Below are 25,512 nucleotides of genomic sequence, written 5' to 3' on the forward strand. Positions count from 1 at the left end.
CATTCGAGCGATGGGAGCGTGACTTGGCGCGGCCTCACACGCCGGCGAGGAACCGGCCCAGCACCTCGCCTGCGAGAAGCCGCGCGAGGCGCTCCTCCGCGCCGCCCTCCGTCGCGATCAGGAGGCCGCCGCAGACGGCGCCCTGCCCGCTGAAGGCGTAGCGGAGCGCGCTGCCCGGACGAAGCCCGCCGCCGACCCGGGCGAGGAAGCCCTGCATCGCCCCGGGCCGGCCGTCGCGGCCGCACAGGATCTCGACGCCGGCGGCCCTGCCCGTGATCGTCAGGGGCACGAGCCCGAGGCGCCGCCCCTCGGCCTGGGCGAGGACACGCCGCGGGTCCGACAGGGCGAGCACCGCGTCCGGCGCGACATGGACACGGGCCGCGAAGGCGATCGGCCCGGACCCCGCGAAGCGGTCGATCACCGCGATTCCCGCGAGATCGTCGAGGAGCAGGAAGGTCCGGACATGGCGCAGGTCCGGCCCGTGCACATTCGTGAGGATCGCGTGCGCGCTCGCCCCGTCGAGGGGAAGCGACCCGAGGAGGCGCCCGAACCCGGCCGCCGTCTCCCGGCCCTCCGGGATTGCCACGTTGTGGGCCCGGGCCGAGAGGAGATAGTGGCGGGCCGGGCCGGTCTCGGCCTGTTCCGAGCCGCCGGCCTCGACGATCCAGGGCCGGGATTGCGCGGCGAAGACGAAGGAGCCGCAATCGGCGTGGTCCTGCGGCGATTGCCCGGCGAAGGTGCAGGCGAAGTGGCTCCAGCCCCGGTCCAGGCCGCCGGCCCGGGCCGAGAGGGTGCCGCCCGCCGCGTCGAGCATCGCGCCGGGCCTCGGCGCCCCGGTGCCGCGCGCGTCGCTGAAATCCCGCAAGGCCGAGAGGCGGGTGATCCACGCCCCGTGGTCGATCCCCGGCGGGCTGTCGCCGAAGGGCGGCAGGCGGCCGCCGGGGTCGAGGAGGGCGGCGAGGCCGGGCAGCGCCGCCGCGACGGCCTCGGCGATGGCCGGGCCCGGCTCCTCCCCGTCGAGCGCGGCGGCGAGGGCGCGGCCGAGGGTGAGGAGTTCGAGGCGCCGGTGCAGGGAGGGCTCGGCGAGCGCCGCGGAGAAGCCCTCCCCGAGCGCGAACCGGGCGAGCGCGTCCCAATAGGCGGCCAGCGGCAGGCGCGGCAGGGTGCGGGCGATGCCGAGCAGCGCGCCGGCGGCCCGCATCTGCAGCGGGGAGCGGCTCAGCGTGTTCTGCCCGACGATCTCGGCGATGGCGAAGCCGTGGCGGACGATCTCGCCGACGAGCGCGATCGCCGCCTCGGCCTCGACCGGCCCGGCCAGGAGCGCGCCGAGCACGTCGGCCCGCGTCGCGAGCGCGTCCGGGTGAAGGCTCAAGGGGTCGGCCGGCTGGCCCCAGGGATTGGCGCGCGACCAGCCGAGGGCGAGGTCGAGGGCCTGGGACCGGCCCGCCTCAGCCGGCCCGGGCAGGGCCGCGAGCCACGAGAGCGATTGATATTCCAGGCGCCAGGGGACCGAGCGGAATGGATCCTCTCCCCAGTCGGGCGCCGCGGGCAGCGGCCAATCCGGCGCACCGGCAAGGCGCAGGACGAGGGCTTCGCCGGCGCGCGTAGCGGCCGGCCCCGCCGGCCCCTGCAGGGCGCGTTGCGCCAGCAGGATGCGGGGCGCCGCCTCGGGAGGGGAGATCCAGGCGGCTTCCGCCCCGGGCGGCAGGCCGAGGGCCTCGGCGAGGCGGGCGAGGAAGGCGGGCGCGTCGAGCACGTCGTCGCCGCACAGGCTCTCCAGACGCAGCCCGTCCTCCAGAGCGATCTCGGGGGCGGCGAGGAGTTCGACGCCGGTCCCGGCCGGCGCGTCCTCCCAGCGCTCGAAGCCGATCTCGACCGCGGCGGCATCCGGCGGCGGCTTCAGGTTCAGGGTGAAGCGCCGCGCCTGCTGGTGGGCCGCGAGGTTGATCACCGCCCCGAAGCCCGGCACCGAGACCGTGTCGGGATAGGGCGGGGCGACGGGCACGCCGTCGGCGTCCGCGTAGGCGATGCGGGCGCGGGCGGCGTGCTCGTCGGGGCGGCTTGCATAGATCTGCCCGCGCAGGACGAGCCCGGCGCCCGGCACCAGGGCGAGGCGCAGCGGCTCGGCCGTCGGCCCGAGTCGGCGGTGCGGGCGCGCCTCGGCGGCCTCCGCCCCGTCGAGGCCCTGCCGCAGCGTCGCCGCTCCGATCGTGAAGGGCCGGGTGTTGCGCCAGGAGCGGAATGTCACGGCGAGGTTGCGGGCCGGGGCGGGAACCGGGAAGGCGATGCGCAGGGCGGCCGTGCGGGTGCGCTCGCTCCCCTCCGGCTGGTAGGCCGGCCCGGTGATCCAGGCGCTGTGCGGGTCGAGCAGGCTGCGCGCGAGGCCCGGCACGTGGTCGAGATCGAGGCCGGACCCGTCGGCGGCGAGGAAGTCGAATCCGACGAGGGCGAAGTCGAGGGCGTTGCCGGCCTCCTCCTCGGCATCCCAGGCGATCCGCGCCGCCAGGCTGCACCATTCCCCCGCCCGCAACCCCTCGAAATCGAGCACCGCCCGAGACCAGCGGTTCCTGGCCGCGATCACGTGCTCGCCCGGGGCGGGGCCGGGCGCCGCCCCGCCGGCGTGGCGGGCCGAGACCGGCAGCAGATCCGTCGCGGCAGGCGGCTCTTCCGGAAGCATGGCTCGGGAATGGGAGGGGGAACGGGGTGTCGGGCGAGGAGGCAGCTTAGCCCGGAATGCGTCCGCGGTGCCATGGTCCGGCACTGCCACGATCCGGCCGCCACTCGCGCGATCGATGCGAGGGACATTCACTTCCGCGTGGGCATTCCCATTCAAACATCCTCGTCCTTGCACGGGGCCAGGAGGCACGGCGGACACCCTCTCCCGTGTCGGGAGAGGGTTGGGGTGAGGGGCCCCGGGCTGCGGACGAACAACGACACCCTTCCTGGCAGGTCGCAACCCTCACCCGGTCCCTCTCGGAACGAGAGGGGACCCGTGTCCGATAGGCCGACGTCGGGCCTCGCCCGAACGGACCATGCATCTGACAGCCCGAACGGGAGAGGAGGCGCACTGATCGGAGGCCGACAGGCGCCCCCCTCCGCCTGAGGCGCTGCCCGCGCCAGCCTCGGGCAAGGTTGCGCCCCTAGACCGCTCCCATTGGATGACCCGCTCCGGGGCATCCCCGGCCAGCGGGCCGAAGCATCGGGAGGGGCAAGGATGGCGGGCGTCTATCTGTTCGATCTCGCCTCCCAGCAGGCCCGCTACCTCGCGGTGCGGCAGGCGACGATCGCCGGCAACGTCGCCAACGCCAACACCCCGGACTACCGGGCGCGGGACGTGGTGCCCTTCGCGCAGGTCCTCGCCCGCACGGGCCTGGAGATGGCGGCGACCGCGAGCGCGCATCTCGACGGCGAGGGTCTGCGCATCCCCGTCCGCACCGCCGAGTCCCGGGACGGATGGGACGTTCTCGAGACGTCGAGCTCGGTGAGCCTCGAGCAGGAGATGCTCAAGGCGAGCGACGTCTCCCGCGAGCACAGCCTGAACGCGGGCGTCGTGAAATCCTTCCACCGCATGCTCATGGCGGCCGTGAGGGGCGGCGCATGATCGATCCCCTCCTCTCCGCGAGCCGGCTCGCCAGCGCCGGGCTCGAAGCGCAGGCGCTGCGCATGCGGGTGGTCTCCGAGAACCTCGCCAACGCCCAGTCGACGGGCGAGGCACCGGGCGCCGACCCCTACGCCCGCAGGACCGTGACCTTCCGGGCGGAGCTCGACCGCGCGGTCGGCGCCGCCTCGGTGCGGGTGCGGGGGATCGGCACCGACACCACCCCGTTCCGGACCGAGCACGACCCCTCGAACCCGGCCGCGGACGGGAACGGCAACGTCAAGCTGCCGAACGTGAACATGCTCGTCGAGATGGCCGACATGCGTGAGGCCAACCGCTCCTACGAGGCCAATCTCCAGGTGATCAAGCAGGCCCGCGCCATGGTCGCCAGCGTCATCGATCTTCTGAGGACCTGAGACACCGATGATCGAGGCACTCGCGTCCCTCTCCGCCTTCGACAAGGCCGCCCTCTCCCGCGCCACGACGGCGCCGGCCGCGAGCGCCGGCCTCTCCGCCGCACCCGGCCTGACGGGCGCCGCCCCCGCCGGCAGCCCCGCGGATTTCGGGGAGATCATGGCCCAGTTCGCCTCGGGCGTGCGCACCTCGCTGCGCACCGGCGAGGCGGCCGCGATCGCCGGGATCCAGGGCAAGGCCACGGCCCAGCAGGTCGTCGAGGCCGTGATGTCGGCCGAGCAGAGCCTCCAGACGGCGGTCGCGATCCGCGACAAGGTCGTGTCCGCCTATCTCGAACTGAGCCGCATGGCGATCTGAGGAGAGACGAGAGATGCGAGCCCTCGCCATCGCCGCCACGGGCATGTCCGCCCAGCAACTCAACCTCGAAGTCATCGCCAACAACATCGCCAACCTGAACACGACCGGGTTCAAGGGCGCGCGGGCCGAGTTCACGGACCTGCTCTACCAGGCCGAGCGCCTGCAGGGCGTGCCGAACCAAGCGGGCCAGGAGGCGATCCCCGAGGGCGCCATGCTCGGCCTCGGCGTGCGGGCGGCGGCGATCCGCAACCTGCACCGCCAGGGCTCGCTCGCGAACACCGCCAACCAGCTCGACCTCGCCATCAACGGGCGCGGCTACTTCCAGATCACGAACCCGAACGGCGAGATCAACTACACACGCGCCGGCTCCTTCAACAAGAACGCCGCCGGCCAGCTCGTCACGCTCGAAGGCTACACGGTCGATCCCGCGATCCTGATCCCGCCGAACGCCGTCGACGTGGTGATCAACCAGTCGGGCCAGGTCTTCGCCAAGATCGAGGGCCAGGTCCAGCCGCAGAACATCGGCCAGATCACGCTCGCGAACTTCGCCAACGAGGCGGGGCTGGAGCCGCTGGGCAACGGGCTCTACCGGGAGACGCCGGCCTCGGGCCAGGCGGTCGTGGGCAATCCGGGCGACGCCAGCTACGGCAAGATCCAGCAGGGCTATCTCGAAGGCTCGAACGTCGATCCCGTCAAGGAGATCACGAACCTGATCACGGCGCAGCGCTCCTTCGAGATGAACTCCAAGGTGATCCAGGCCTCCGACGAGATGGCAGCCACGATCTCCAAAGGCATCCGCTAGCGAGCCGACCCCCCCGCCGCGCCGTCGCGCGGCTCGAGCCTTCCCGCCGCGGGCGCGCGCCCAGCGCCGCCGCAGATCCCTGGCGTTGTCCGATGCTCATCCCGCCTGCCCGCCGCCTCGCCCTCGCCCTCGCCCTCGTCGCCGACCCCGCCGCGGCGAGCCCCGAGGCGCTCATGCTGCCGGTGCCGACCGTCACGATCTATCCGGGCGACACGATCAGGGAATCGATGCTGCGGTGGCAAACCTACCCGCAGACCTTCCGGGCGCGCGCGGCGGTGATCGACGCGCCGCTCGCGATGGTCGGGCGCACCGCGCGCCGCACGCTGCTGCCGGGCGAGCCGGTGCCGGTCAACGCGGTGGACGATCCCCGCCTCGTCAGCCGCGGCGCGCCGACCCAGATCGTCTTCGAGGAGAACGGCCTCGTCATCACCACCGTCGGCGCGCCCCTCCAGAACGGCGGCCTCGGCGAGACCATCCGCGTCCGCAACACGGATACGGGCCGCATCGTGCTCGGCACCGTGATGGCGGACGGGCGCATCCGGATCGGCACCCCGTGATGCGCGCGCGCCTGATCGCCCTCCTGCTCGGGCTGCTGGCCGGCCTCGGATTCGGGCTTCTGGCCGTCCCGGCCCGTGCGGGCACCCGGATCAAGGACATCGCGACGCTGAAGGGCGTGCGCGACAACCAGCTCTTCGGCTACGGCCTCGTCACCGGCCTCCAGGGCACGGGCGACACCCTGCGCAACGCGCAATTCACCGAGCAATCCCTGCAATCGCTCCTCGACCGGCTCGGCATCAACGTGCGCGACGCGCGCCTGCGCACCCGCAACATCGCGGCCGTGATGGTGACCGCCGACCTGCCCCCCTACACAGGCCAGGGCTCGCGCATCGACGTCACCGTGACGTCGCTCGGCGACGCCACCTCGCTCAAGGGCGGCACCCTGCTGATGACGACGCTGACGGGCGGGGACGGGCTCGTCTACGCCGCCGCGCAGGGGCCGCTCGCGGTCTCGGGCTTCACGGTGCAGGGCCAGGCCGAGCAGCTGACGCAGGGCGTGCCGACCGCCGGGCGCATCCCGAACGGGGCGCTGATCGAGCGCGAGGTGCCGGGCAGCTTCCGCGACCTGCCCGAGCTCGTCTTCGAATTGAAGAACCCCGACTTCAAGACGGCGATCCAGATCGCCGACGCGATCAACGCCTACGCGACGGCCCGCTTCCGGCAGCGCATCGCGAGCCCGCGCGACCAGCGGGCGGTGGCGATCCAGCGGCCACGCGAGATCGCGCAGACCCGCCTCGTCGCCGAGATCGGCGACCTGACGATCGAGCCCGACACCCCGGCCCGCGTCGTTGTCGACCAGCGCACCGGTACGGTCGTGATCGGCCGCAACGTGCAGATCTCGACCGTCGCGGTCACCCACGGGAACCTCACGGTCCGGGTCACCGAGACGCCGGAGGTCTCGCAGCCCGCGCCCTTCTCGCGCGGCGAGACGAATGTCGTGCCGCGCACCGAGGTGTCGGCCCGCGAGGAGCCGGGCAAGCTCGCGATCCTGCGCGGCTCCGACCTGCAGACGCTGGTGCGCGGCCTCAACTCGGTCGGGCTCAAACCCACCGACATCATCGCGATCCTGCAGGCCGTGAAGACCGCCGGAGCGCTCCAGGCGGAGCTCGTCGTGCAATGATCGCGATCATCGTTCTCTGGCTCACGTTCGTGATCCCGTCATCCGCCGCGGGCGCACCCGCCGGCGACCCGGCGCGGGACTCTGCCCTCAGGGCGATCGCCGCCCGCGTGGCCGCCAAGGAGGCGGGCGCCCAGGATTTCGTGAAGGAGCCGCCCAGGGCCGGCTACTGCGCCAACATCGCGGATGCCGCGGCCGATGCCCGCTTCGCCTGGCAGAAGGAGCAGCTCGCCGCCCTGGAGCGCCAGGTCGAGGAGCGCATCCAGCGCCTGGAGGAGAAGCGCGCCGAGTACGAGACGTGGCTGCGGCGCCGCAACGACTTCCTGGCCCAGGCGGATGCCGGGATCGTCGCCGTCTACGCCAAGATGAAGCCGGACGCGGCGGCGCCGCAACTCGCCAACATGCCGGAGGACGCGGCCGCCGCGATCCTGACGAAGCTCAACGCCCGCGCGGCGAGCGCCATCCTCGCCGAGATGGAGGCCTCCCGCGCCGCCGGGCTCGCCCGGCGGATGACCGAAACGGGCCGCAAGGCGGAGGGCGCCCCGGCGCCTGCCCCCAAGGACAACGGAAGATCGTGATGACGCGCCTCGTCCCGGGCGGCCTCGCCATCCTCGCCGCGGTCGGCCTCGGCGCCTGCCAGAGCCGCCTCGACGAGTTCGGCCGGCCGCCGGTCCTCACCCCGATCGGCACCGGCCTGACGGCGCCCCGCGGTCCCCTGCCGACGAGCTTCGGCGCCTACGGGCCGCGCCACGGCTACCACTCGACCTTCTCGCCCGCGAGCGCCGAGCTCTATCAGGATCCGCGGGCGCGGGCCGTCGGCGACGTGATCACGGTCAGCATCGTCATCAACGACAAGGCGCAATTCGACAATGCGAGCGAGCGCTCCCGCAGCCAGAAGTCGAGTCTCGGCTTCGATTTCGGCTACGGCGTCAGCGGTCTCAAGGACGCCGCGACCGCGGACACGGGCATCCGCTCCGGGACCGAGACCAAGGGCCAGGGCTCGATCGACCGCTCGGAGAACCTGCGCCTCTCGGTGGCGGCGATCGTCACGGAGGTCCTGCCGAACGGCAACGTCCTGATTTCCGGCTCGCAGGAGGTGCGGGTCAACAACGAGGTGCGGGTGCTCAACGTCGCCGGCATCGTCCGGCCGCGCGACATCTCCCGGCGCAACACCATCGACTACGACAAGATCGCCGAGGCTCGCATCTCCTACGGCGGCCGCGGCCGCCTCACCGACGTGCAGGGCCCGACGGTCGGCCAGCAGATCTTCGAGGCCGTCGCGCCGTTCTGAGGCGCGCGAGGGGGTGGGCGACGATGGCGGACGGCAGGCAGGCGGCCCCGAAGAAGGGGGGAAGGGGTTGGATCGGGGCGCTCGCCCTCGTCACCCTCGTCGCGGTCGGCACGGGCGGGGCGCTCGGCGTCTATCTCCTGTCGAGCGTCGAGAAATCCGTCGACGCCAAGAAGCGGGACGAGGCCGACAAGGCGGTGAAGGTCCTGACCTACACGGGCGACCTCGCCCTGCGTAGCGTCGGCTCGGTGGTGACGAACCTCGCCGAATCCGGCGATTCCTGGGTCCGGCTCGAATCCTCGGTCGTGTTCCGGGCCGGCAGCCTCCCGAATCCCGACGTCACCCTGGCCGAGATCCGTGCCGACGTCACCGCCTATCTGCGCACGGTCTCGATGGCCCAGATCGAGGGCGCGAGCGGCCTGCAGCACCTGCGCGAGGACCTGAACGAGCGCGTGGCCCTGCGGACGAAGGGCGCAGTTCGGGAACTGATCGTCGAAGCGGTGGTGGTGCAGTGATGCAGCCCCGAATCCGGTCCCTGCTCGGATGGCTCCTCGGTGCTGCCCTCCTGTTCGCCGCCACGGGCGCCCAAGCCCAGGGCGCTCCGTCCGCGACCGGCATCCCCGGCCTCGACGCGCTGCTGCCGCCCGGCAACGGGGCGGCAAGCGGGCGCATCCTCCAGCTCGTCGCGCTGCTCACCGTCCTGTCGCTGGCGCCCGGGCTCCTCGTGATGATGACGAGCTTCACGCGCTTCGCCGTCGCGCTCTCCTTCCTGCGCTCGGGGCTCGGCCTGCAGAGCACGCCCGCGAACCTGTTCCTCGTCAGCCTGTCCCTGTTCATGACCTTCTACGTCATGGCGCCCACCTTCGACCGGGCCTGGAACGAGGGCGTGAAGCCGCTCCAGGAGAACCGGATCAGCGAGGAGGAGGCGTTCGGCCGGATCGCCGACCCGTTCCGCGAGTTCATGGCCTCGCAGGTCCGCCCGAAGGACCTGCAGACCTTCACGGATCTGGCGAGCCGCACCCTTCCCAGGGCCGAGGCCGGCGAGAAGGTCGATCTGCGCATCCTGATCCCCGCCTTCATGATCTCGGAGCTTCGCCGGGGCTTCGAGATCGGCTTCCTGATCGCGCTGCCCTTCCTCGTGATCGACCTGATCGTCTCCACCATCGTGATGTCGATGGGCATGATGATGCTGCCGCCGACGGTGATCTCGCTGCCCTTCAAGGTGCTGTTCTTCATCCTGATCGACGGCTGGAACCTGCTCGTCGGCGGGCTGGTGCGGTCGTTCTTCTGAGCCGCGCAATCCCCGCGCAAGGCTGGCCGGCGAGAACGCTCACAGAACGTCGTCAGACCAGTCGCGGGATTGCGCCAGGATGTCCGGTCGCGAGCAAGCCGAGAGGCTGTGGAGCAACATCGTCGAGCTGGGGCCGCGCCGGCTCGCGGCCCTGGGGCTGATCGGCCTCGTCGTGTTCCTGGCCGTGGGCCTCGGCGCCTACTACCTCAGCCGCCCCGCGCAGGAGCCGCTCTACACGGGCCTGTCCCGCGAGGACGTCGCGCGCATCGGCGGCGTGCTCAAGGATTCGGGCATCCCCTTCGATGTCAGCGCCGACGGCACGGCGGTGCTCGTCGCCTACGGCAACACCGCCCAGGCCCGGATGCTGCTCGCCGAGAAGGGCCTGCCGCAGAGCGCGAAATCGGGCTACGAGCTGTTCAACGATCTCGGCTCGCTGGGCATGACCTCCTTCATGCAGGAGGTGACGCGGGTTCGCGCCCTCGAGGGCGAGCTCGCCCGCACCATCCAGGGCATGAAGGGCGTGCGCGCCGCCCGGGTCCACATCGTTCTGCCCGACCGCGGCTCCTTCCGGCGCGACCAGCAGCCGCCCTCGGCCTCCGTGGTGGTGCGCACCGAGCCCGCCGACGACGTCAGCGGTGCGCAGGCGATCCGCCAGCTCGTCGCCTCGGCGATCCCCGGCATGAAGCCCGACCGCGTCACCGTCATCGGCGCGGACGGAACCCTGCTCCTGTCCGGCGACGACAACAGCCTCGCACCCTCCGGCAAGATGGCGAGCCTGGAGAAGGTCGTCGGGCGCGAGGTGCAGGACAATATCCGCCGCACGCTGACCCCCTATCTCGGCCTTGGCAATTTCGAGGTCAGCGTCGCCGCCCACCTCAACACCGACAAGACGAGCACCAACGAGACGATCTACAATCCCGACCAGCGGGTCGAGCGCTCGACCCGCTCGGTGCGCGAGAGCGAGAACAGCCAGAACCGCAACGCCCAGCGCCCGACGAGCGCGCAGCAGAACCTGCCCGACCAGCGCACCCGCTCGGACGGCAACGACCAGTCGAGCAGCGAGACCTCCAAGAAGGAGGATCTCACCAACTTCGAGATCTCGCAGAAGACCATCCAGACGGTGAGCGACGGCTACGCCATCCGGCAGCTCTCGGTGGCGGTGCTCGTCAACCGCGCCCGGCTCGCCGCGCTCGCCGGCCCGGACGCCCCGAAGGCGGGGATCGACGCGCAGATCGCCGAGATCGAGCAACTCGTCGCCTCGGCCGCAGGCTTCAGCAAGGAGCGAGGCGACAACGTGAAGGTCGCCGCCGTCGGCTTCGTCAACGACGGCCAGCCGCTGGAGCCCGTCCCCCCCTTGAGCCTCTCCGAGGTGATGCTGCGCCAGTCGGCCACGCTCATCAACGCAGCCACCATCCTCGTCGTGGCGGGCCTCCTGATCTGGTTCGGCCTGCGGCCGGCGCTCCGCGCCATCCTCGCCGTGCCGGAGGCGGCGCAGGCCGGGAGCGCGGCCCTGGCGCCGCCCCCGGGCAACCCGGCGCTGCCGCCCGGCGTCGCGGCAGCGATCGCGGGCCTCGCGCCCGAGGCCGGCGCGGCGCTCGCGGGGCCCGGCGCCGCGGATGCGCCCCAGCTCGGCGCGCCCGCCGCCATGGCGAGCCTCATCGAGGACATGGCCGACAAGATGGCCCGCTCGCCCCAGAAGCGGCTGGAGCAGATGATCGAGATGGACGAGGAGCAGGTCGCGGCCATCCTCAAGCGCTGGCTGATGCGTGAGGAGCCCGCCTGATGCAGGCCGTCCTCGCCCGCTGCCTGCCGGATTTCTCGGGCTCGGCGCCCGTCCCGCCGGCACCGCCCGGTCCGGCGCCCGCCTGCCCAACGGCTCCGCTTCCCGGCCCGGCCATCGACACCTTCGCCGATGCCTGGATCCGAGTGCCGCGTTCCGCCTCCGCGCCCCCGGCTTCGGCCGAGACGCCGGAGGACCGGGAGACGCTGCTGCGCGAGGCGGAGGCGCGGGGCCGGGCCCTCGGGCTCGCCGACGCCCGGGCCGAGGCGGAGGCGAGGCGCGCGTCCGACGAGGCAGCCTTCGCGGCCCGGTTCGAGGCCGCGCGCCGCCGCTGGACCGAGACCGAGGCCGAGGCGCTGGCCGCCGGATTCTCGGCGGCGTTGCGTGCCCTGGATTCCGGGCTGACCGAGCGGATCGCCCGGCTCCTCGTGCCCGTCCTCACCGACGCCCTGCGGCGCCGGGCCCTCGCCGAACTCGGTGCCGCCCTGGCGCGGCTGCTCGCGGATCCGCACCACGCCGCGATCCGGGTGAGCGGGCCGCAGGATCTTCTCGACGCGCTCGCTGCGCGGCTCGGCCCGCTCGGCGCCTCGGTCGCCTTCGCGCCGGCCGCTCTGGCCGAGGTGCAGGTCAGCGCCGACCAGACGGTGATCGAGACGCAGCTCGGCGCCTGGACGCGGCTCCTCGCGGCCGCGATCGAGGAGGCGTGAGATGGCGGAGGCCGGCCACCCCGAAATCATCATCGTCAAGCGTCACGGCGACCACGAGGACGGCCACCATGGCGGGGCCTGGAAGATCGCGCTCGCCGATTTCATGACCGCGATGATGGCCCTGTTCCTCGTGATGTGGCTCATCAACTCGACGAGCAAGGAGCAGAAGCAGACCATCGCCGAATACTTCAACCCGGTGAAGCTCGCTGAGGTCACCCACGACCGAAAAGGTCTGCGCGACCCGCACGACACGCCCTCCGAGCCCGGCGCCGAGGGCGGCAAGGCCGAGACGAGGGGCGAGGGCAAGGCCGAGGCGAAGGGAGACAGGGCCGAGGCTGCCGGCGCTCCGGGCAGCCGCGCCCGCGAATCCGCGCTGTTCCAGGACCCCTATGCAGTGCTCGCCAAGCTCGCGGTCGAGGCCGAGCGCGCCGAGGTCGCGAGCGCGGACGCGATCGGGCTCGAGACAGGCCAGCCCGGCATCAGCGGCGGCGAGGCCGCCCGCGACCCGTTCGACCCGCTCTATTGGCAGGTCGAGCCCCTGCCGCGGCACCGCACCGACCGGCCGGGCGCCGTCAACACCGCGGCCCCCGCACCGAGCGAGGCGCGCCTCGACGTGCGAGGGCAGGTGGTGCGCGAGCAGGCCGCCCCGCCGCGGGACAAGGCAGCCAAGGACAGGAAGGAGGGTGGGTCGGGAGCGAGCCTCAGGCTCGCCTCCGCCGAGCCGATGCCGATCCCGCCGAAGGAGCCGCCCGCGAAGGAGATCGCGAAGGCGCCGGATGGCACGGGCGCGGCGGACGCGAAGTCGCCCGAGACCGCCGCGATGGCCGACCTCAAGGCGGAGATCGCCAAGGCGGTTCAGCCGCTCGCCGTCGCCGCGCCCGCGCCCCGTGTCGAGGTGCGGCGCACGGGCGAGGGCGTGCTGATCAGCGTCACCGACGAGATCAATTTCAGCATGTTCGGCATCGGCTCGGCGGAGCCCTCACCCAAGGTGGTGCGGGCGCTGGAGCGCATCGCGCGCGTGCTGAGCGCGCGCCCCGGCCGCATCGTCGTGCGCGGACATACCGACGGCCGCCCCTTCCGCTCCGAGACCTACGACAATTGGCGCCTGTCCTCGGCGCGGGCGCAGATGGCCTCCTACATGCTGGTCCGGGGCGGCCTCGACGAGGCGCGGGTCGAGCGGATCGAGGGCTACGCCGACCGCCAGCCCCGCAACGCCGCCGATCCGAAGGCCGCCGAGAACCGCCGCATCGAGATCCTGCTGCGGGCGCAGCCGGAATGAGGGCGCGCCCAGACCCGCGGCTCGCCGCCCTTCTCTCGGCTCTCCTGCTGGCCGTGCCGGCCTCGGCGGCCGGCGACGGGCACGGCGCTCCGGCGGCGCCCGTCGAGCCGCTGCCCGTCGGACCCCGGGGCCTGCCGGTCGAGCTGGTCCGGACCCTCCAGCTCCTGCAGGACCGGATCGCGAAGGGCTCCACACAGGCGCATCTCGCCCAGCGCCAGCTTCTCGGGCACATCGAGGAGCGCCTGCTCGCCCTGGAGCCGGGCACCTGGGCCGCCCCCGAGAACCTGCGCGCGGCGGTGACCTTCGCGCTGGCGGGCGGCGGCCCGCGCGTTCTGCGCGGGATCCTCGAAGGCGGCACGGCGGCCGAGAGCGAGACCGGCCTCGTCCTCGGGTCGATCGCCTATCTCGACGGACGCGAGGGGGAGGCCCGCGCCCAGCTCGCCCGCTACGACGCGCGCACGATGAGCCCGGGGCTCGCCGGGCAGCTCGCCCTGACGCAGGCCGCGCTCGCCGTTCGCGAGTCGCCTCGGCAGGCCATCGAGCTTCTCGACCTTGCCCGCCTCCTCGCCCCCGGCACGCTCGTGGAGGAGGGGGCCCTGCGCCGCGAGATCTTCGTCCTGGCTCAAGGGGGCGATGCCCAGCGCTTCGAGGCCCTGTCGATCCAGTACCTGCGCCGCTTCCGCCGCTCGGTCTATGCGGGGAATTTCCGTCAGCGCTTCGCCGCGTCCCTGACCCGCCTCGATTTCGGCAGCGACGAGGCCCGCGTGGCGCGCCTCGAGCGGATGCTCGACGAGATCGAGCCCGAGGGGCGACGCGACCTCTACCTCCTCGTGGCCCGCGCCGGGCTCGAGCAGGGCCGCCGCGAGACCGCGATCTTCGCCGCCGAGCGCGCCGCGGGCCTCGCCGGCCCCGATTCGTCGGCCGCCGCACAGGCCCGCCTCTATCGCGGTGCCGCCCTGATCGTCGCGGAGGGCCGCTTCGAGGAGGGGCAGGAGGCCCTGCGCGGAATCGAGCGCAATCTCCTGCCGGAGGGCGACGTCGCCCTCCTCGACGCCGCGCTCTCCACCGCGGCGCAGATCCGCACGCCCGCTGCCGACTCCCCCAAGCGGCCCGAGCCTGCCGAGAATGCGGGGCCGCGCAGGTCGCCCGATCCCGCCTCGATCGCCCGCGCGCAGGCCGCGGTCGCACGCATCGACCAGTTGATGAATGGGAGCGACCGGTGACGCCCCTCGACACGATGCTCCCCGGCATCCGGCAACGCCCGGATTCCGCTTCCGGCCGGCCCTCGCCCGAGGCCGGTCAGGGCGACGTCGCCGCCTTCGAGGCGATGCTCGGGGATCTGGCGGAGGGCCGGGGCATGGCCGACGTGCTCGGCCAGACCGGGCCGGACCGGCCGGAGGAGCCCGCTGCCGGGACGATCCCACCGGATGCGCCGCTGCCGGACGCCACAGCCGCCCTGCTCGCGCTCCTGCCCATGCCTCAGGCGGACCAAGCCGGAGAGGACGCCGAACCACGCACGCCGGCTGCGCGCGCCGTGCTGCGTGCGCTCCTCGTGCGGGCCGCTCCCGGGGCGTCCCTGGAAGAGGCGGCGCCGACTGTCCCAGCCCTCGCCCCCGCGGCGGGCGACTTCACCCGCCTGATGGAGCGGGCGGCGGGGACGACCATCGTCGGCCTGCCCCTCCTCGGCGACCGGGTGCCCGTATCGGTGGTCGCGCGTGAGACGCATTTCGCGCCGGTCCGCGTGGTCGGTCCGATGAAGCAGGCTGCGCCGGCCACACCGCCGGTCGCGGGGCCGCTGCCGAGCGAGGCGGCGATCGGCGAACCGGTCCTTCCTGCCGAATTGGCCCGCACGGATCCGCAGGTCCCGGGGGCCGTCGCCCGAGCGGGGACGGCGACGCCCTCGCAAGGAGCGGGCGGTGCCCCGAGCGCGCAGCCCGCAGCCGGTTCCAACGCAGAGCGGGAGGACGGCGCGGATCCGGTGGAAGGCATCGGGGAGCCTCCGGTGCGCACCGTCCGGGCGCGCCCCGCGGAGAATCCGCGGGCGGCGAGCCCCGTTCGGTCCCCCGCCACCGGGTTGGAGACGGCCGGTGAGCGGCCGCGGACGGCCCTGCCCGAGACGGGCACCGCAGGAGCCGGCCCGCGGGGCGAGGGGCGGGAAGTCGAGCCGGCAACGGCCGCCGCGCCCGGCTCCATGGGCGCCGTACCCTCGGCCCTGCCCGCGGACACGCTTCGGCAGATCGTGGACGCCGTCGCGCCGCCCGAGCGCGCCGGCGAGCCTGCAGCAATGCCCGGGACGGGTCGGACGGAGGGCCCGACGCGGCTCCTGACCCTACAGCTCAAGCCCGACGACCTCGGCTCGGTCCTGATCCGGATGCGCCTGCAGGACGGTCGCCTCGCCCTGGAACTGCAGGCGAGCCGTGAGGAGACGGCCGTTCTGCTGCGCAAGGACGAGCACCGGCTCGCCGAACTCCTGCGCGGGGCCGGCTATCAGACGGATCTCCTCACCATCCAGGCGGGTGGGGCCGAGATGTCCCAGCCCGGGCGCGGGCAGAGCCAACTTCCAAGCCAGTCGCAGGGGCAGGGATCGACCTTCCCGGCAATGGCCGATGGACAGAATGCGGGCAGATCGACGCCCGATCAGCCAGCCGGTCGCCGGCCGTCGGCGAGGGACGAGGGGCCGGCCGGACGCCGGGACGAGGGACATGAGAACCATCCTGGCGAGCGTGATCGCGGCGGCCTGTACCTGTAGTGCCGTCGCTCCGGCCGCGGCGAATATCTGCGAGCAGCAGATGGCGCAGGCGGCCGCCAAGCATGGGGTGCCGCTCGGCATGCTCTACGCCGTGGGGCTGACCGAGAGCGGCAAGCGCGGTTCGCTTCAGCCCTTCGCCATGAACATCGCCGGCAAGGCTTATTTCGGCACGAGCGCGGCGGATGTGATGCAGCGCCTCGTCCGGGCGCAGGCCGAGGGCGTGCGGCTCGTGGACCTCGGTTGCATGCAGATCAACCACCACTATCACCGGGAGAAGTTCGGCTCGATCGAGGCGATGATCGACCCGCGCCAGAACGTGGAATATGCGACGCGCTTCCTGAAAGAGCTGAAGGAGCGGGAGGGGAGCTGGACGCTCGCGGTCGCGCGCTACCATGCCGGCCCGAACAACAACCCGGCCCAGAAGGTCTACGTCTGCCGGGTCATCACCAACATGGTGGCGACCGGCTTCGGCAATTGGACGCCGGGCGCGCGGGCCTTCTGCCGGTAGAGGTCAGCCGACAAAGGTATAGCCGATGTAGCGCTTGGCCTCGATCGGATCGTAGCCGAGGCGCTGGCTGAGCTTCTTGCGCAGCTTGCTCACGTGTCCCTCGACCACGCTCTCCTCGACGCCGTTGCTGTAGACGCCGTAGACCACGTTGAAGACCTGGCTCTTGGTGAGCCGGCGCCCGCGGTTGCGCACGAGATATTCGAGGATGTGCCGCTCGCGCCGCGGCAGCGGCAGCGGCACGCCGTCGATCTCGGGATCGCGCCCGTCGCAGAAGACCTTCAGGCGCTCGGCGTCCCGCGCCGTCTCGCCTGCCTGGGGCATTCCGCCGTTCACCCGGCGCCAGATCGCTTCGGAGCGGGCGAGGATCTCCCGGACGTGGACGGGTTTGGGCAGCACGTCATCGATGCCCGCATCGAACAGCACCAGCGTCTGTTCCAGGGAGCGCACGTCCGAGAGCGCGATGATCGGTGCCCGGGAGTGCCGGCGGATGAAGCTCGCGCAGCGCGCGCGGTCCTCGAAATCGCCCAGCAGGAAGCCCTGGATCGCGTCGATGTCGCCCGAGGAGGCTGCCGCGATCCAACTCGAGAACTCATCCGGGGTCAGGCCGAAGGAGGAGACGCCCTCGCGCTCGAAGCTCGCTCTGTAGCCCGCATTCACGGATTCCCTGGCGTCGACCAAGAAATACATCTGATCAGTCCCCGTCCGGTGCCGATCCTCACGCGCGAGCGCAAGATTTTGAACAAATATCTCTCATAAACAATAAATTTTGAGAGAAAAACTCTCAAAAAAGGGCAGTTCTCGAGTCGAAAACATGACCTGTATTTCAATTTTCACCGGGAAGATCCATGGCGATGTCGCCCGCTTCGGTCAACGCCCTGGAGGTGGGCGAACCCGTCGCCTCTACGTAGATTCCGCGAATGCCAGACCGGTGTGAGATAAAGGGCTCGGTCCGCCGGACTCGCTGGAAAGAAGAGGTAGTATTTGTCTAATAATGCATTCGAAGGTTGAATGACTTCTTCGTCGGTGCTCGCTGCTGGTGGCGAGCACACGCGGACGGGCGGGCCTCGCGCCTCCGCCGCGGGCCCAGGTCCGCCCGTCCGGGGACCTCGTCGGCTCGTCCTGACGATCTTGCCCCCCGGCGTAACCAGTGGCCACCCGGCGCCGAAAGCCTTCCCGCAGCGGTCCCGAAGCGGGCGCGCTCGAAAGGGGAGAGATCACATGGGCAGCCTCGTCCGCACCGCCTCGGCCTTCCTCCTGTCGGCGGCCGTCATCGCGTCCCCGGCCATCACCGCGGACGGCGGTGGCCAGCATTCCCGCGCGATGGAATCCCGGTCGAACGGCCTCCGTCCCGAGGGCTCCGCGAAGCAGGGCACGATGCACGAGTACGAACCGCATGCAGGTTCGGTGGAGAAGGGCGGCATGGCCAAGGACAGGATGAAGAAGTAGCCTGCGGCGCTCGGGAGGCGGACGATGGCCGCACTCGCACACCCGTTCCCGATGCCGGGGCCGTCGGCGCCCCGGACGGATGCGCTGCCTGCCATGCCAGCTCGACACGCGACAGGACCCGGCGAGGCGCATCTCTCCGCGGCCATGCGGGCGGCGCAGGACGGAGACGCGGCAGCCTATAGCCACGTGCTGCGGGCCTGCGTACCCATGATCGCAGGCATCGCGCGCAGGCAGGGGGTTCGAGGCGCTGCCGTGGACGACGTCGTGCAGGAGACGTTGCTGACGGTCCACCGGGCGCGAGCGACCTACGATCCGGCCCGGCCCTTCCTACCCTGGCTTCGCGCCATCGCGCAGCGGCGCTCGGTCGATGCCCTGCGCCGCCATGGCCGCCGACCTCGGGAGGTGCATGATCCAGCCGCCCTCGAGGATCAGGTCGATGCCGGATCGGAACCGGGGCAAGCCCTCGAGGACGCCCAGGAGGCGCGAGAGCGCGAGGCCAGGCTCGCCCGCGCCGTGGCGAGGCTGCCGGCCGGACAGCGGCAGGCGGTCGAGCACCTCGCCCTCGCCGAGCGCTCCCTGGCGGAGACCGCCGCCCTCACCGGCCGGAGCAAGGGAGCTCTCAAGGTGAACCTGCATCGCGCCCTCAAGGCCCTGCGTGCCGCCCTGACCTCGGACAAGGACGGCCGCGATGTCTGAACCCGACCGCCACGAACGCCTCGTCGAGGATCTCGCGGGCCGCCTCGCGCCGGTTCGGCGGCTCGGGCCGCCGGGACGCAGAGCGTTCCTCTGGTGCGTGGCCGCGCTCGCCCTCGGCCTTCTCGTCCTGCCCTTCGCGGACATGTCCGCGCTCCATGTCCGCCTCAGCGTGCCGGACCTGCGGCTCTCCGCTTTCGGAGCGGTGCTCACGGCGGCGGCCGCCGCCGTCGCCGCCTTCCAGACCAGCGTGCCGGGACGGTCACGGGCCTGGGCGTGGCTCCCGCTGCCGGCCCTCGCGCTCTGGCTCGGGGCGAGCGGGCTCGGCTGCCTTCGCGCGTGGCTCGCCCCCGCCTCCGGCATCGCGGGCGGGGAGGAGATGCGGGGCTGCTTCGTGTTCCTGATGGCCGTGTCGCTGCCGCTCTCGGCGCTCCTCGTCCTGATGCTGCGGCGCGCCTGCCCGCTGCGCCCCAATCTGACCGCGGCGCTCGCCGGGCTCGCGGCCGCGGCGGGCGCCGCTGCGCTCCTGGTGCCGCTGCACCCGCACGACGCCACCGCCACGGACCTCGCGGTGCATGCCTGCGCGGTTCTTCTCGTGATCGGCCTCAACGGCCTCCTCGGCGGCCGCCTCCTCGACGGGAGCGTCCGCTGAGAGGCCGAGCGCCGCCCGATTCCGGCAACTGTCCCGAGGCGGAGGCACTCACGCCCGGGCAGGCAGGTGGCGGGCGTCCGAGAGGGCGCGGGCGAAGCGGTCGAGGCAGAGCGGCGGGCCGTGCTCGGCCAGGATCCGCTGGATCGCCACGCCGACGAAGTAGCCGTCGAGGACGAGCTTGAAGAAGACCGTGACGGGCTTCGTCACGAATTCCATGTCGAGCACCACCTGAAGCGACCGCCCCCAGTCGAGGCGCATGTCGGCCGCATCGGCGTAGGCGAGCGTTGCCTCCTTGAAGTACGGCTCGGCGGAGGACGAGACGAGGTCGGCGATGTTGGCGTGGCGCTCGGTGCGGACCCAGCCGACGAGGAGGCCCCCGTCGAGGAGGCACAATTCGGCGATGAAGTCCCGGATCTCGGTGGCGAAGACTTCCTCGGCCGCCGCGATCTGCTCGGCCGGGACCGGGGGGCCGGCCGCGAAATCGTGGACCGCAGAACTCATCGGGGCCTCGCGAACAGGAAGAACAGGATCTGCGCCACGGCGCGGTAGAATTCCGCGGGGATCGTCCGGTCGACCTGCACAGCCTCGTACAGCGATCTTGCGAGAGGCTTGTCCTCGATCACGGCGATGCCGTGTTCCTCGGCGATCTCGCGGATTCGCAGCGCGATCAGGTCCTTGCCCTTGGCCAGCACCAGGGGCGCCGGGTTCTCGGTGGGCTCGTAGCGCAGGGCCACGGCGAAATGGGTCGGGTTGGCGATGACGACGCTCGCCCGGCTCACCGAGGCGAGCATGCGATTGCGCGAGCGGTCCTGGGCCAGCGAGCGCAGGCGCGCCTTCACGCCCGGGTCGCCCTCCACCTGCTTCATCTCGTCCTTGATCTCCTGGCGCGACATCCGGAGCGAGCGCTGCCAGCGCAGGCGTGCCCAGACGAGGTCGCCTGCCACGATCACGATGGTGGCGATGCTCACCGCCGAGACGAGGCGGATCGACAGGGTAAGGATCAGTTCGGGGAGCTGGCTCGGATCGACATACATGGCATTGACGGCCTTCAGCCGCTCCGAGCGCAGGATGAGGAGGACGACGAGACTGACTGCGAAGACTTTAAGGAGGGATTTCAGGAACTCGACTTGTCCAGACCGGCCGAAGATCCGGCTCCAGCCGGCGGCGGGCGAGACGTTCCTCCATTTCGGCCGGATCCGTTCGCCGACCATCCGCGGCACGTTCTGGAGCAGGGAGGCGGCGAGCCCGAAGCCCGACAGGATCAGGAGGATCGGCAGCAGGAACCGCCCGGCCGAGAGGCCGACCGCCTGCAGCAGGCCCTGCACGTCGCCCGCGGATTCGAGGGCGAAGCCGCGCGGATGGTCGAAGAGTGCGGAGAGATCGCGAGCGATCTGCGCCGCCTGTCCCCGCACGACGAGGCTCAGCGAGACGAGGAGCCCCAGGATCGCCGCGAAGGTCGGGGCCTCCCGCGAGAAGGGCACGTCCCCCTTCTCGATCGCTTCCCGCACGCGCCGGTCGGTCGCGGCCTCGGTCCTGCTCTCCGGGTCGGAATCCTCAGCCATGGTCGGCCCGGGTCGTCGGATCGCAGGTCGTCTCAGCGGATGAGCGCTTCATCCTCGCCCCCGGGATTGATCTCGATCTCGCCCCGCCCCGCCATCTCCATGGCGAGATCGGTGATGCTCCGCCGCGCCTCCAGAACGTCCTTCTGCGCCGCCGGCTCGCCGCCGTTCAGCTCGTGCTCGACCATGCGGCGGACGCGGGCCGAGAGAGCACCGAGGATCACGCCGCGGAACTCCGCGTCCGTGCCCTTCAGCGCGAGCACGAGGCGGTCGTTCGGAACTGCGTCGAACAGGGTGGTGCGGGCCCGCGGCGCGAGCTTGACGATGTCGTCGAAGGTGAAGAGCAGGCCCTTCAGGGTCTCGACCGATTTCGGCCGCGTCTCGGCCAAGCTCGAGAGCACGTCGTCCATCTGGGCGCGGTCCATCTTGTTGATGATGTCGGCCATCTTGGCGTGCGTGTCGGCGCCGGAATTGCGCGAGCCGTTGATCATGAAATCCTCGTGCAGGGTCTTCTCGACGCTCTGCAGGATCTCGTCGATGATCGGCTTGAAGCTCAGCATCCGCCGCATCACCGTGTTGCGCAGAGGGCCGGGCAGGTGGCCCATGACCTTGGCGGCGGTGGCGGGCTTGACGCGGGACAGGATGAGCGCCGCCGTCTGCGGGTGCTCCTTGACGAGGTAGCTCGCGAGCACGCTCTCCGAGACCGTGCCCATCCGCTCCCAGACCGAACGGGCGGCATTGCCGCGCACCTCGGCCAGGATATCGGCGATCTGGTCGGCCGGGAGGAGCCCCGTGAGGAGCTTCTCGACCTCCTGCGCGGTGCCGACGAGGCTCGCGCCGTTCGAGAACTCTTCCGAGAAGATCTCGACCACGTCGTCGAGCTGGTTCGGACTCACCGCACCGAGATGCATGGCCGAGCGGGTGATGCGCTTCAGCTCGTCCGGCTCGAAATACTTCAGCAGGCGCCCGGCCGCCGGCTTGCCCATGGCGAGCAGCAGCGTCGCGACCTGATCGACCGGGTTGAGCGGCCGCGGGCCGCGCACCGCCGGAGGGGGCGCAACCACCGTCGCCGCCTCAGCCGTTCTGGTCGGAATCGGCGGGGCCGACGACCTCGGTCAGCGAGACGCCGAAGCGGGAATTGTCCTCCTCGACGATGACGATCTCGCCCCGCGCGATCACCCGGCCGTTGACCATCACGTCGACGGGCTCGCCGACCCGGTGGTCGAGGGGGACGATGGCGCCGCGCCCGAGCTTCATCAGGTTCGCGACCGGCATCGTCGCGGAGCCGAGCACCACCTGCACGAGGACGGGGATCCGCAATATCGAATCGAGATTGCGGCCGTCGCCGACCTGCGGACCCGCGACGGGGGCGGTGTCGGGAAAGGGGCTGCTGCTCATCGGGGGCTCGGGGTCGCGGCCTGGGGTCGGATCACGGGTCTAGCGAGGCTGGCTGGCCCGAGGCTGTCGCGGCTCCTCACACCCCCCTCTCGCCGCGCGCGGCGAGGAGGGCGCGACGGGACGCCTCCAGCTCGGCCAGCGCGCCGCGCGCCTCTTCGATCTTAAGGCTCAGGGCCTCGAGCACCTCGCGGCCCTCGCTCGCGAAGCTCCGCACTGCGTCGCCCGCGCTCACGAGCGCGTCGCCGGACTGGGCCATGGCTCGGCCGTAGGCGGCCTGGGCCCGGTCCAGCCGCTTCAGCTTGAGGTACATCGGCACCACGCAGGCGCTGGTGGCGATGAGGGCCGTGAGCAGGACGCCGTCAATCCAGGAGGCCATGCACGCCCTCGTCCTTGTCCTGATTGATCACTTCGTCGACCCGCAGCACGTAGGCGCCCTGCGACTGGCCCGCGTGGCACCAGAACAGCGGACGGTCGTTGCCCTCGAGCTTGATCCGGGTGGAGGGGGTCGCGTCGAGGGCGATCACCTGGCCGACCTTGAGGCCGGCGATCTCGCCGAGCGTCAGGTGGCGCTCCTCCAGCACCGCGCGCAGGTGCACCTCGGTCTTCTGCACCTCGGCGGCGATCTGCTGCGTCCAGCGCGGGTCGCGGGCCGCGGATTCTCCGGTCAGCACCTTGGCGAGGCCCGGCCGCAGTGGGTTGAGCACCGTCTGCGGGATCACGAGGAACATCTCGCCGCCGCGGTTCAGCGCCTGGAGCAGGAACTTCGCCTGCACCGCCTTGTTGCCGCGCCGCCCGATGACGGCGAATTCCATGCGGGTCTCCATCCGCTCCAGGCGGAACGGGGTCCGCGAGACGAGGCCGAAGGAGGATTCGAGGGCCTTGCCGACCTGCTCGAAGATCATCCGGGCGATGGTCAGCTCGATCGCCGAGAAGGTCCGCTCGTCCTCGACCGGCTGTTCCGAGCCGTCGGCCCCGAACAGGACCTCGACCATCGTGAAGATGAAGTCCCGGTCGAACCCGACGAGGACGTGCCCGTCCCATTCGGGGGCGTGGAAGATGCTCACGACCGCATTGGCGTCGTAGGCGTCCAGGAACTCGCCGAAGCGCCCGCCTTCGACGCCCGAGAGCGAGTAGAAGATCGTCGAGGCGGCAAGGTGCTTCAGCGCGTCGCCGCAGGCGGTGGCGAGCCGGTCGAAGATGACGTGGAGCATCGGCAGCCTGTCGAGGGACAGGCCGGCCGCCTCCTGGATGCGGGCGCGGATGTCGACGGGAGGCGGGGCCGTGCTCTCGGCGGGCGCGTCCATCTCAGGCCGCCTCCGCCCGGGCGCCGGGAACGGTGGCTGCCTCGACCTCGTCGATGGTCGGCCGGTCGGCCCCCGCGATGCCCTTGCGCCCGTGCTCCACCGCGACCTGGGGCAGGGCCCCGTTCATGTAGGCGATCAGGCTCTGCTTGACGATGGTGAAGACCGCGCATTGCTTCTCGCGGACGCCCTTGATCTTGATGGCGAGGGGAGCGAGCACGCCGTAGGAGGCGAAGACGCCGAAGAAGGTGCCCACGAGCGCGGCGCCGATGAGCCCGCCGAGGATCTGCGGAGATTGGTCGAGGGCCCCCATCGCCTTCACGATGCCGAGCACCGCCGCGACGATGCCGAGGGCGGGCAGCGCCTCGGCCACCGTGTTCACCGCGCCGTAGGGCTTCAGCGCGCTCTTCCTGTGGGTGCCGATCTCCTCCTCCATCAGCGCCTCGATCTCGTGCGAGCGGGCGTTGCCGATCAGGATCAGGCGGCAATAGTCACAGATGAACAGCACCAGATCCTGGTTCTTGGTGATGTCCGGATAGTTCTTGAAGATCTCGGAATTGCCTGGATCGTCGAAATGCGTCTCGACCTCGTTGCGGGGCTTGGTCTTCAACTCGCGCATCAGGGCGTGCAGGAGGCCGAGCAGCGCGAGGTAGTCCTTGCGCTTCGGCACCTTGTCGGTGACCGCCTCCAGGGTCGCCTTGCCGGAATCGACCACGGTCTTCATCGGGTTGGCCATCACAAGGGTCCCGGCCGCCATGCCGCCGATGATGACGAATTCCCAGGGCTGCCAGATCACGATCAGGTGGCCGCCCATGGCGACGAAGCCGCCGAGCATGCAGCCGATCGCGATGACGAGGCCGATGAAGACGCCCATGATTCCCCCGCGTCGCGACGCCGTGCGGACGAGGCCGCCGTCCGGGAGGGATTAGGCGCTATGGCTTGCGCGGGGCTTTGATCGCGCGGAGGCGCCCGCTCCTCCCGCGGGCGCCGTCGGTCGTCGTCACCGGTCGAGGGGGGGAAGGGCCGTGGCGACCGGGCTTGCGGGCGGCAGCGGGAAGCTGACCTTGCAGCGCTGGCCGCCCGGAAGCTTGTGGCCCGGGTTCGGCAGCTCCAGGCGCACTCCGAACGTGCCGCTCGCCGCGTCGAAGACGTGGTCCACCACCGTCACCTTCGCTTGGTAGCTGCCGCCGATCGGCTCGTCGAGCACCACCGTCGCCGCTTGGCCAAGCCCCACCTCGCCCCAGCGCGGCACCGGCAGGTAGGCCTCCACGTAGAGCGGGTCGAGCTGCACCAGGGTGTAGATCGCGCTGTCCTGGCGCGCGAACTCGCCCGCCGCCATCAGCCGCTCGGTCACGAGGCCGGTGATCGGGCTGCGGATCAGCCGCAGCTCCAGCTGCGCCTGCGCCCGCTGCAGCTCGATTCCCGCGAGGTCGTGCTTGAGGATCTCGGTCTGCAGATCGCGCTTGCCGATCTCGTAATCGGCCTCGACCTGATCGAGCTTCTCCTGCGTGACGATGCCCTTGGCGAGCTGGCTCTGCCGGTCCTGGCGACGCTTGTACAGCTCGACCCGGGTGCGCTGCGCCTCGATGCCGGCGGAGGACTCGGCCTGGGCCTTGGCCAGCGCCACGTTGGCCTCCTCGACGCTGGCGTCGAGGCGGGCGATGACGTCGCCGGCCTTGACGGTGTCGCCGCGATTGACCGGCACGCTCTTGAGGATGCCGACGGTGGCGCTGCCGATCTTGAGCTTCTGGGCGGGCTCGACCACGCAATCGACCTTGAGGCCCGCGACCTTCGGGGCCGGCGCGGCGCCCGCGCCGAGCGGCGCCGCGAGAAGGAGCAGCCCTGAGAGGAGCGGCAGGCTGGGGCGTCTCATCGAGTGGTCCTCGTTCTCATCGCCGGCGATGCGGTCGCCGCTCCGGTCATCGTTTTGGTTCAGGGGATCCAGTGCCAGAGGGTGAGGCGGGCCCAGTCGACGAGGGGGCGGGCCCAGATCCAGACCAGCAGGCGCCGCTCCA

29 protein-coding genes are annotated in these 25,512 nt (G+C 71.7%); 19 read left to right on the top strand and 10 right to left on the bottom strand.

The annotated features are described in order from the left end of the window. Nucleotides 1-34: 34 nt before the first annotated feature. Nucleotides 35-2,677 (bottom strand): heparinase II/III family protein, encoded by a 2,643-nt coding sequence (locus tag J2X36_RS23580; RefSeq protein WP_310354307.1) that lies wholly within the window; start codon nt 2,675-2,677, stop codon nt 35-37. A 537-nt stretch (nt 2,678-3,214) separates the two neighbouring features. Here J2X36_RS23580 and flgB point away from each other — a divergent pair. The 16 genes from flgB (at nt 3,215) to J2X36_RS23660 (ending at nt 16,448) form a co-directional block, all read left to right on the top strand. Continuing rightward, nucleotides 3,215-3,601, top strand: a complete 387-nt coding sequence (gene flgB, locus J2X36_RS23585) for a flagellar basal body rod protein FlgB (protein WP_310354309.1) — start codon at nt 3,215-3,217, stop codon at nt 3,599-3,601. Next, on the top strand, nt 3,598-4,014 hold the full coding sequence (flgC, locus tag J2X36_RS23590; protein ID WP_310354311.1) for a flagellar basal body rod protein FlgC: 417 nt from the start codon (nt 3,598-3,600) through the stop codon (nt 4,012-4,014). The genes flgB and flgC overlap by 4 nt, the downstream gene beginning before the upstream one ends. Nucleotides 4,015-4,021: 7 nt before the next feature. Beyond that, nucleotides 4,022-4,369, top strand: coding sequence for a flagellar hook-basal body complex protein FliE (locus tag J2X36_RS23595; protein ID WP_310354314.1), 348 nt, complete (start codon nt 4,022-4,024; stop codon nt 4,367-4,369). 13 nt (nt 4,370-4,382) lie between these two features. Continuing rightward, the gene (gene flgG, locus J2X36_RS23600; RefSeq protein WP_310354315.1) at nt 4,383-5,171 is read left to right on the top strand and encodes a flagellar basal-body rod protein FlgG; all 789 of its coding nucleotides are present in this window, start codon (nt 4,383-4,385) and stop codon (nt 5,169-5,171) included. A gap of 173 nt (nt 5,172-5,344) precedes the next feature. Continuing rightward, the gene (gene flgA, locus J2X36_RS23605; RefSeq protein ID WP_310354352.1) at nt 5,345-5,728 is read left to right on the top strand and encodes a flagellar basal body P-ring formation chaperone FlgA; all 384 of its coding nucleotides are present in this window, start codon (nt 5,345-5,347) and stop codon (nt 5,726-5,728) included. Further along, nucleotides 5,728-6,849, top strand: coding sequence for a flagellar basal body P-ring protein FlgI (gene flgI, locus J2X36_RS23610; protein WP_132255155.1), 1,122 nt, complete (start codon nt 5,728-5,730; stop codon nt 6,847-6,849). The genes flgA and flgI overlap by 1 nt, the downstream gene beginning before the upstream one ends. Then, a complete protein-coding gene (locus J2X36_RS23615) occupies nt 6,846-7,424 on the top strand; it encodes a MotE family protein (RefSeq protein ID WP_310354318.1) in 579 nt (192 codons plus the stop codon). Before flgI ends, J2X36_RS23615 begins: the two co-directional genes overlap by 4 nt. Continuing rightward, nucleotides 7,424-8,137, top strand: coding sequence for a flagellar basal body L-ring protein FlgH (gene flgH, locus J2X36_RS23620; protein WP_132255156.1), 714 nt, complete (start codon nt 7,424-7,426; stop codon nt 8,135-8,137). The genes J2X36_RS23615 and flgH overlap by 1 nt, the downstream gene beginning before the upstream one ends. A 23-nt stretch (nt 8,138-8,160) precedes the next feature. Further along, nucleotides 8,161-8,649, top strand: coding sequence for a flagellar basal body-associated FliL family protein (fliL, locus tag J2X36_RS23625; protein ID WP_310354320.1), 489 nt, complete (start codon nt 8,161-8,163; stop codon nt 8,647-8,649). Continuing rightward, entirely contained in the window at nt 8,649-9,425 is a 777-nt protein-coding gene (gene fliP / locus J2X36_RS23630; protein WP_207919234.1) for a flagellar type III secretion system pore protein FliP, read from the top strand. The genes fliL and fliP overlap by 1 nt, the downstream gene beginning before the upstream one ends. A 79-nt stretch (nt 9,426-9,504) precedes the next feature. Beyond that, nucleotides 9,505-11,208, top strand: a complete 1,704-nt coding sequence (gene fliF / locus J2X36_RS23635; protein ID WP_310354322.1) for a flagellar basal-body MS-ring/collar protein FliF — start codon at nt 9,505-9,507, stop codon at nt 11,206-11,208. Further along, entirely contained in the window at nt 11,208-11,912 is a 705-nt protein-coding gene (locus tag J2X36_RS23640) for a hypothetical protein (RefSeq protein WP_310354324.1), read from the top strand. The genes fliF and J2X36_RS23640 overlap by 1 nt, the downstream gene beginning before the upstream one ends. Nucleotide 11,913: 1 nt before the next feature. After that, entirely contained in the window at nt 11,914-13,191 is a 1,278-nt protein-coding gene (locus tag J2X36_RS23645) for a MotB family protein (protein WP_132255159.1), read from the top strand. After that, nucleotides 13,188-14,414, top strand: coding sequence for a chemotaxis protein (locus J2X36_RS23650; protein WP_310354326.1), 1,227 nt, complete (start codon nt 13,188-13,190; stop codon nt 14,412-14,414). Before J2X36_RS23645 ends, J2X36_RS23650 begins: the two co-directional genes overlap by 4 nt. Then, nucleotides 14,411-15,940, top strand: coding sequence for a flagellar hook-length control protein FliK (locus tag J2X36_RS23655; RefSeq protein ID WP_310354328.1), 1,530 nt, complete (start codon nt 14,411-14,413; stop codon nt 15,938-15,940). The genes J2X36_RS23650 and J2X36_RS23655 overlap by 4 nt, the downstream gene beginning before the upstream one ends. Continuing rightward, the gene (locus J2X36_RS23660; protein WP_310354330.1) at nt 15,894-16,448 is read left to right on the top strand and encodes a transglycosylase SLT domain-containing protein; all 555 of its coding nucleotides are present in this window, start codon (nt 15,894-15,896) and stop codon (nt 16,446-16,448) included. The genes J2X36_RS23655 and J2X36_RS23660 overlap by 47 nt, the downstream gene beginning before the upstream one ends. A gap of 3 nt (nt 16,449-16,451) precedes the next feature. Here the strand turns inward: J2X36_RS23660 and J2X36_RS23665 are convergent, their stop codons facing one another. Further along, nucleotides 16,452-17,135, bottom strand: a complete 684-nt coding sequence (locus J2X36_RS23665; protein WP_132255163.1) for a response regulator transcription factor — start codon at nt 17,133-17,135, stop codon at nt 16,452-16,454. 531 nt (nt 17,136-17,666) lie between these two features. Here J2X36_RS23665 and J2X36_RS23670 point away from each other — a divergent pair. The 3 genes from J2X36_RS23670 to J2X36_RS23680 all read left to right on the top strand — a co-directional run bounded on the left by J2X36_RS23670 (nt 17,667) and on the right by J2X36_RS23680 (nt 19,239). Beyond that, complete coding sequence (locus J2X36_RS23670; protein ID WP_310354333.1) at nt 17,667-17,894, top strand: hypothetical protein; 228 nt, start codon at nt 17,667-17,669, stop codon at nt 17,892-17,894. A gap of 93 nt (nt 17,895-17,987) precedes the next feature. Further along, a complete protein-coding gene (locus tag J2X36_RS23675) occupies nt 17,988-18,590 on the top strand; it encodes a sigma-70 family RNA polymerase sigma factor (protein ID WP_132255165.1) in 603 nt (200 codons plus the stop codon). After that, nucleotides 18,583-19,239, top strand: coding sequence for an NrsF family protein (locus J2X36_RS23680; RefSeq protein ID WP_132255166.1), 657 nt, complete (start codon nt 18,583-18,585; stop codon nt 19,237-19,239). Before J2X36_RS23675 ends, J2X36_RS23680 begins: the two co-directional genes overlap by 8 nt. A 48-nt stretch (nt 19,240-19,287) precedes the next feature. Here J2X36_RS23680 and J2X36_RS23685 read toward each other — a convergent pair whose 3' ends face one another. The 8 genes from J2X36_RS23685 to J2X36_RS23720 form a co-directional block, all read right to left on the bottom strand. Continuing rightward, complete coding sequence (locus tag J2X36_RS23685; RefSeq protein ID WP_132255167.1) at nt 19,288-19,740, bottom strand: hypothetical protein; 453 nt, start codon at nt 19,738-19,740, stop codon at nt 19,288-19,290. After that, entirely contained in the window at nt 19,737-20,801 is a 1,065-nt protein-coding gene (gene flhB, locus J2X36_RS23690; protein ID WP_310354337.1) for a flagellar biosynthesis protein FlhB, read from the bottom strand. The genes J2X36_RS23685 and flhB overlap by 4 nt, the downstream gene beginning before the upstream one ends. A gap of 32 nt (nt 20,802-20,833) precedes the next feature. Further along, nucleotides 20,834-21,862 carry a flagellar motor switch protein FliG gene (locus J2X36_RS23695; protein WP_132255169.1) on the bottom strand — a complete coding sequence of 343 codons (1,029 nt, stop codon included), beginning with the start codon at nt 21,860-21,862 and terminating at the stop codon, nt 20,834-20,836. A gap of 10 nt (nt 21,863-21,872) precedes the next feature. Then, nucleotides 21,873-22,196, bottom strand: coding sequence for a flagellar motor switch protein FliN (fliN, locus tag J2X36_RS23700; protein ID WP_310354338.1), 324 nt, complete (start codon nt 22,194-22,196; stop codon nt 21,873-21,875). Between the two features lie 76 nt (nt 22,197-22,272). Next, nucleotides 22,273-22,572: a hypothetical protein gene (locus J2X36_RS23705; protein ID WP_310354341.1), complete on the bottom strand. Its 300-nt coding sequence runs from the start codon at nt 22,570-22,572 to the stop codon at nt 22,273-22,275. Next, nucleotides 22,556-23,500: a FliM/FliN family flagellar motor switch protein gene (locus J2X36_RS23710; RefSeq protein ID WP_310354343.1), complete on the bottom strand. Its 945-nt coding sequence runs from the start codon at nt 23,498-23,500 to the stop codon at nt 22,556-22,558. The genes J2X36_RS23705 and J2X36_RS23710 overlap by 17 nt, the downstream gene beginning before the upstream one ends. A 1-nt stretch (nt 23,501) precedes the next feature. Next, nucleotides 23,502-24,371 (bottom strand): flagellar motor stator protein MotA, encoded by an 870-nt coding sequence (gene motA, locus J2X36_RS23715; RefSeq protein WP_132255173.1) that lies wholly within the window; start codon nt 24,369-24,371, stop codon nt 23,502-23,504. A 126-nt stretch (nt 24,372-24,497) separates the two neighbouring features. After that, the gene (locus J2X36_RS23720; protein ID WP_132255174.1) at nt 24,498-25,370 is read right to left on the bottom strand and encodes an efflux RND transporter periplasmic adaptor subunit; all 873 of its coding nucleotides are present in this window, start codon (nt 25,368-25,370) and stop codon (nt 24,498-24,500) included. Nucleotides 25,371-25,512 lie beyond the last annotated feature (142 nt).

The sequence above is a fragment of the Methylobacterium sp. BE186 genome, assembly GCF_031457035.1.
Classification (GTDB): domain Bacteria; phylum Pseudomonadota; class Alphaproteobacteria; order Rhizobiales; family Beijerinckiaceae; genus Methylobacterium; species Methylobacterium segetis.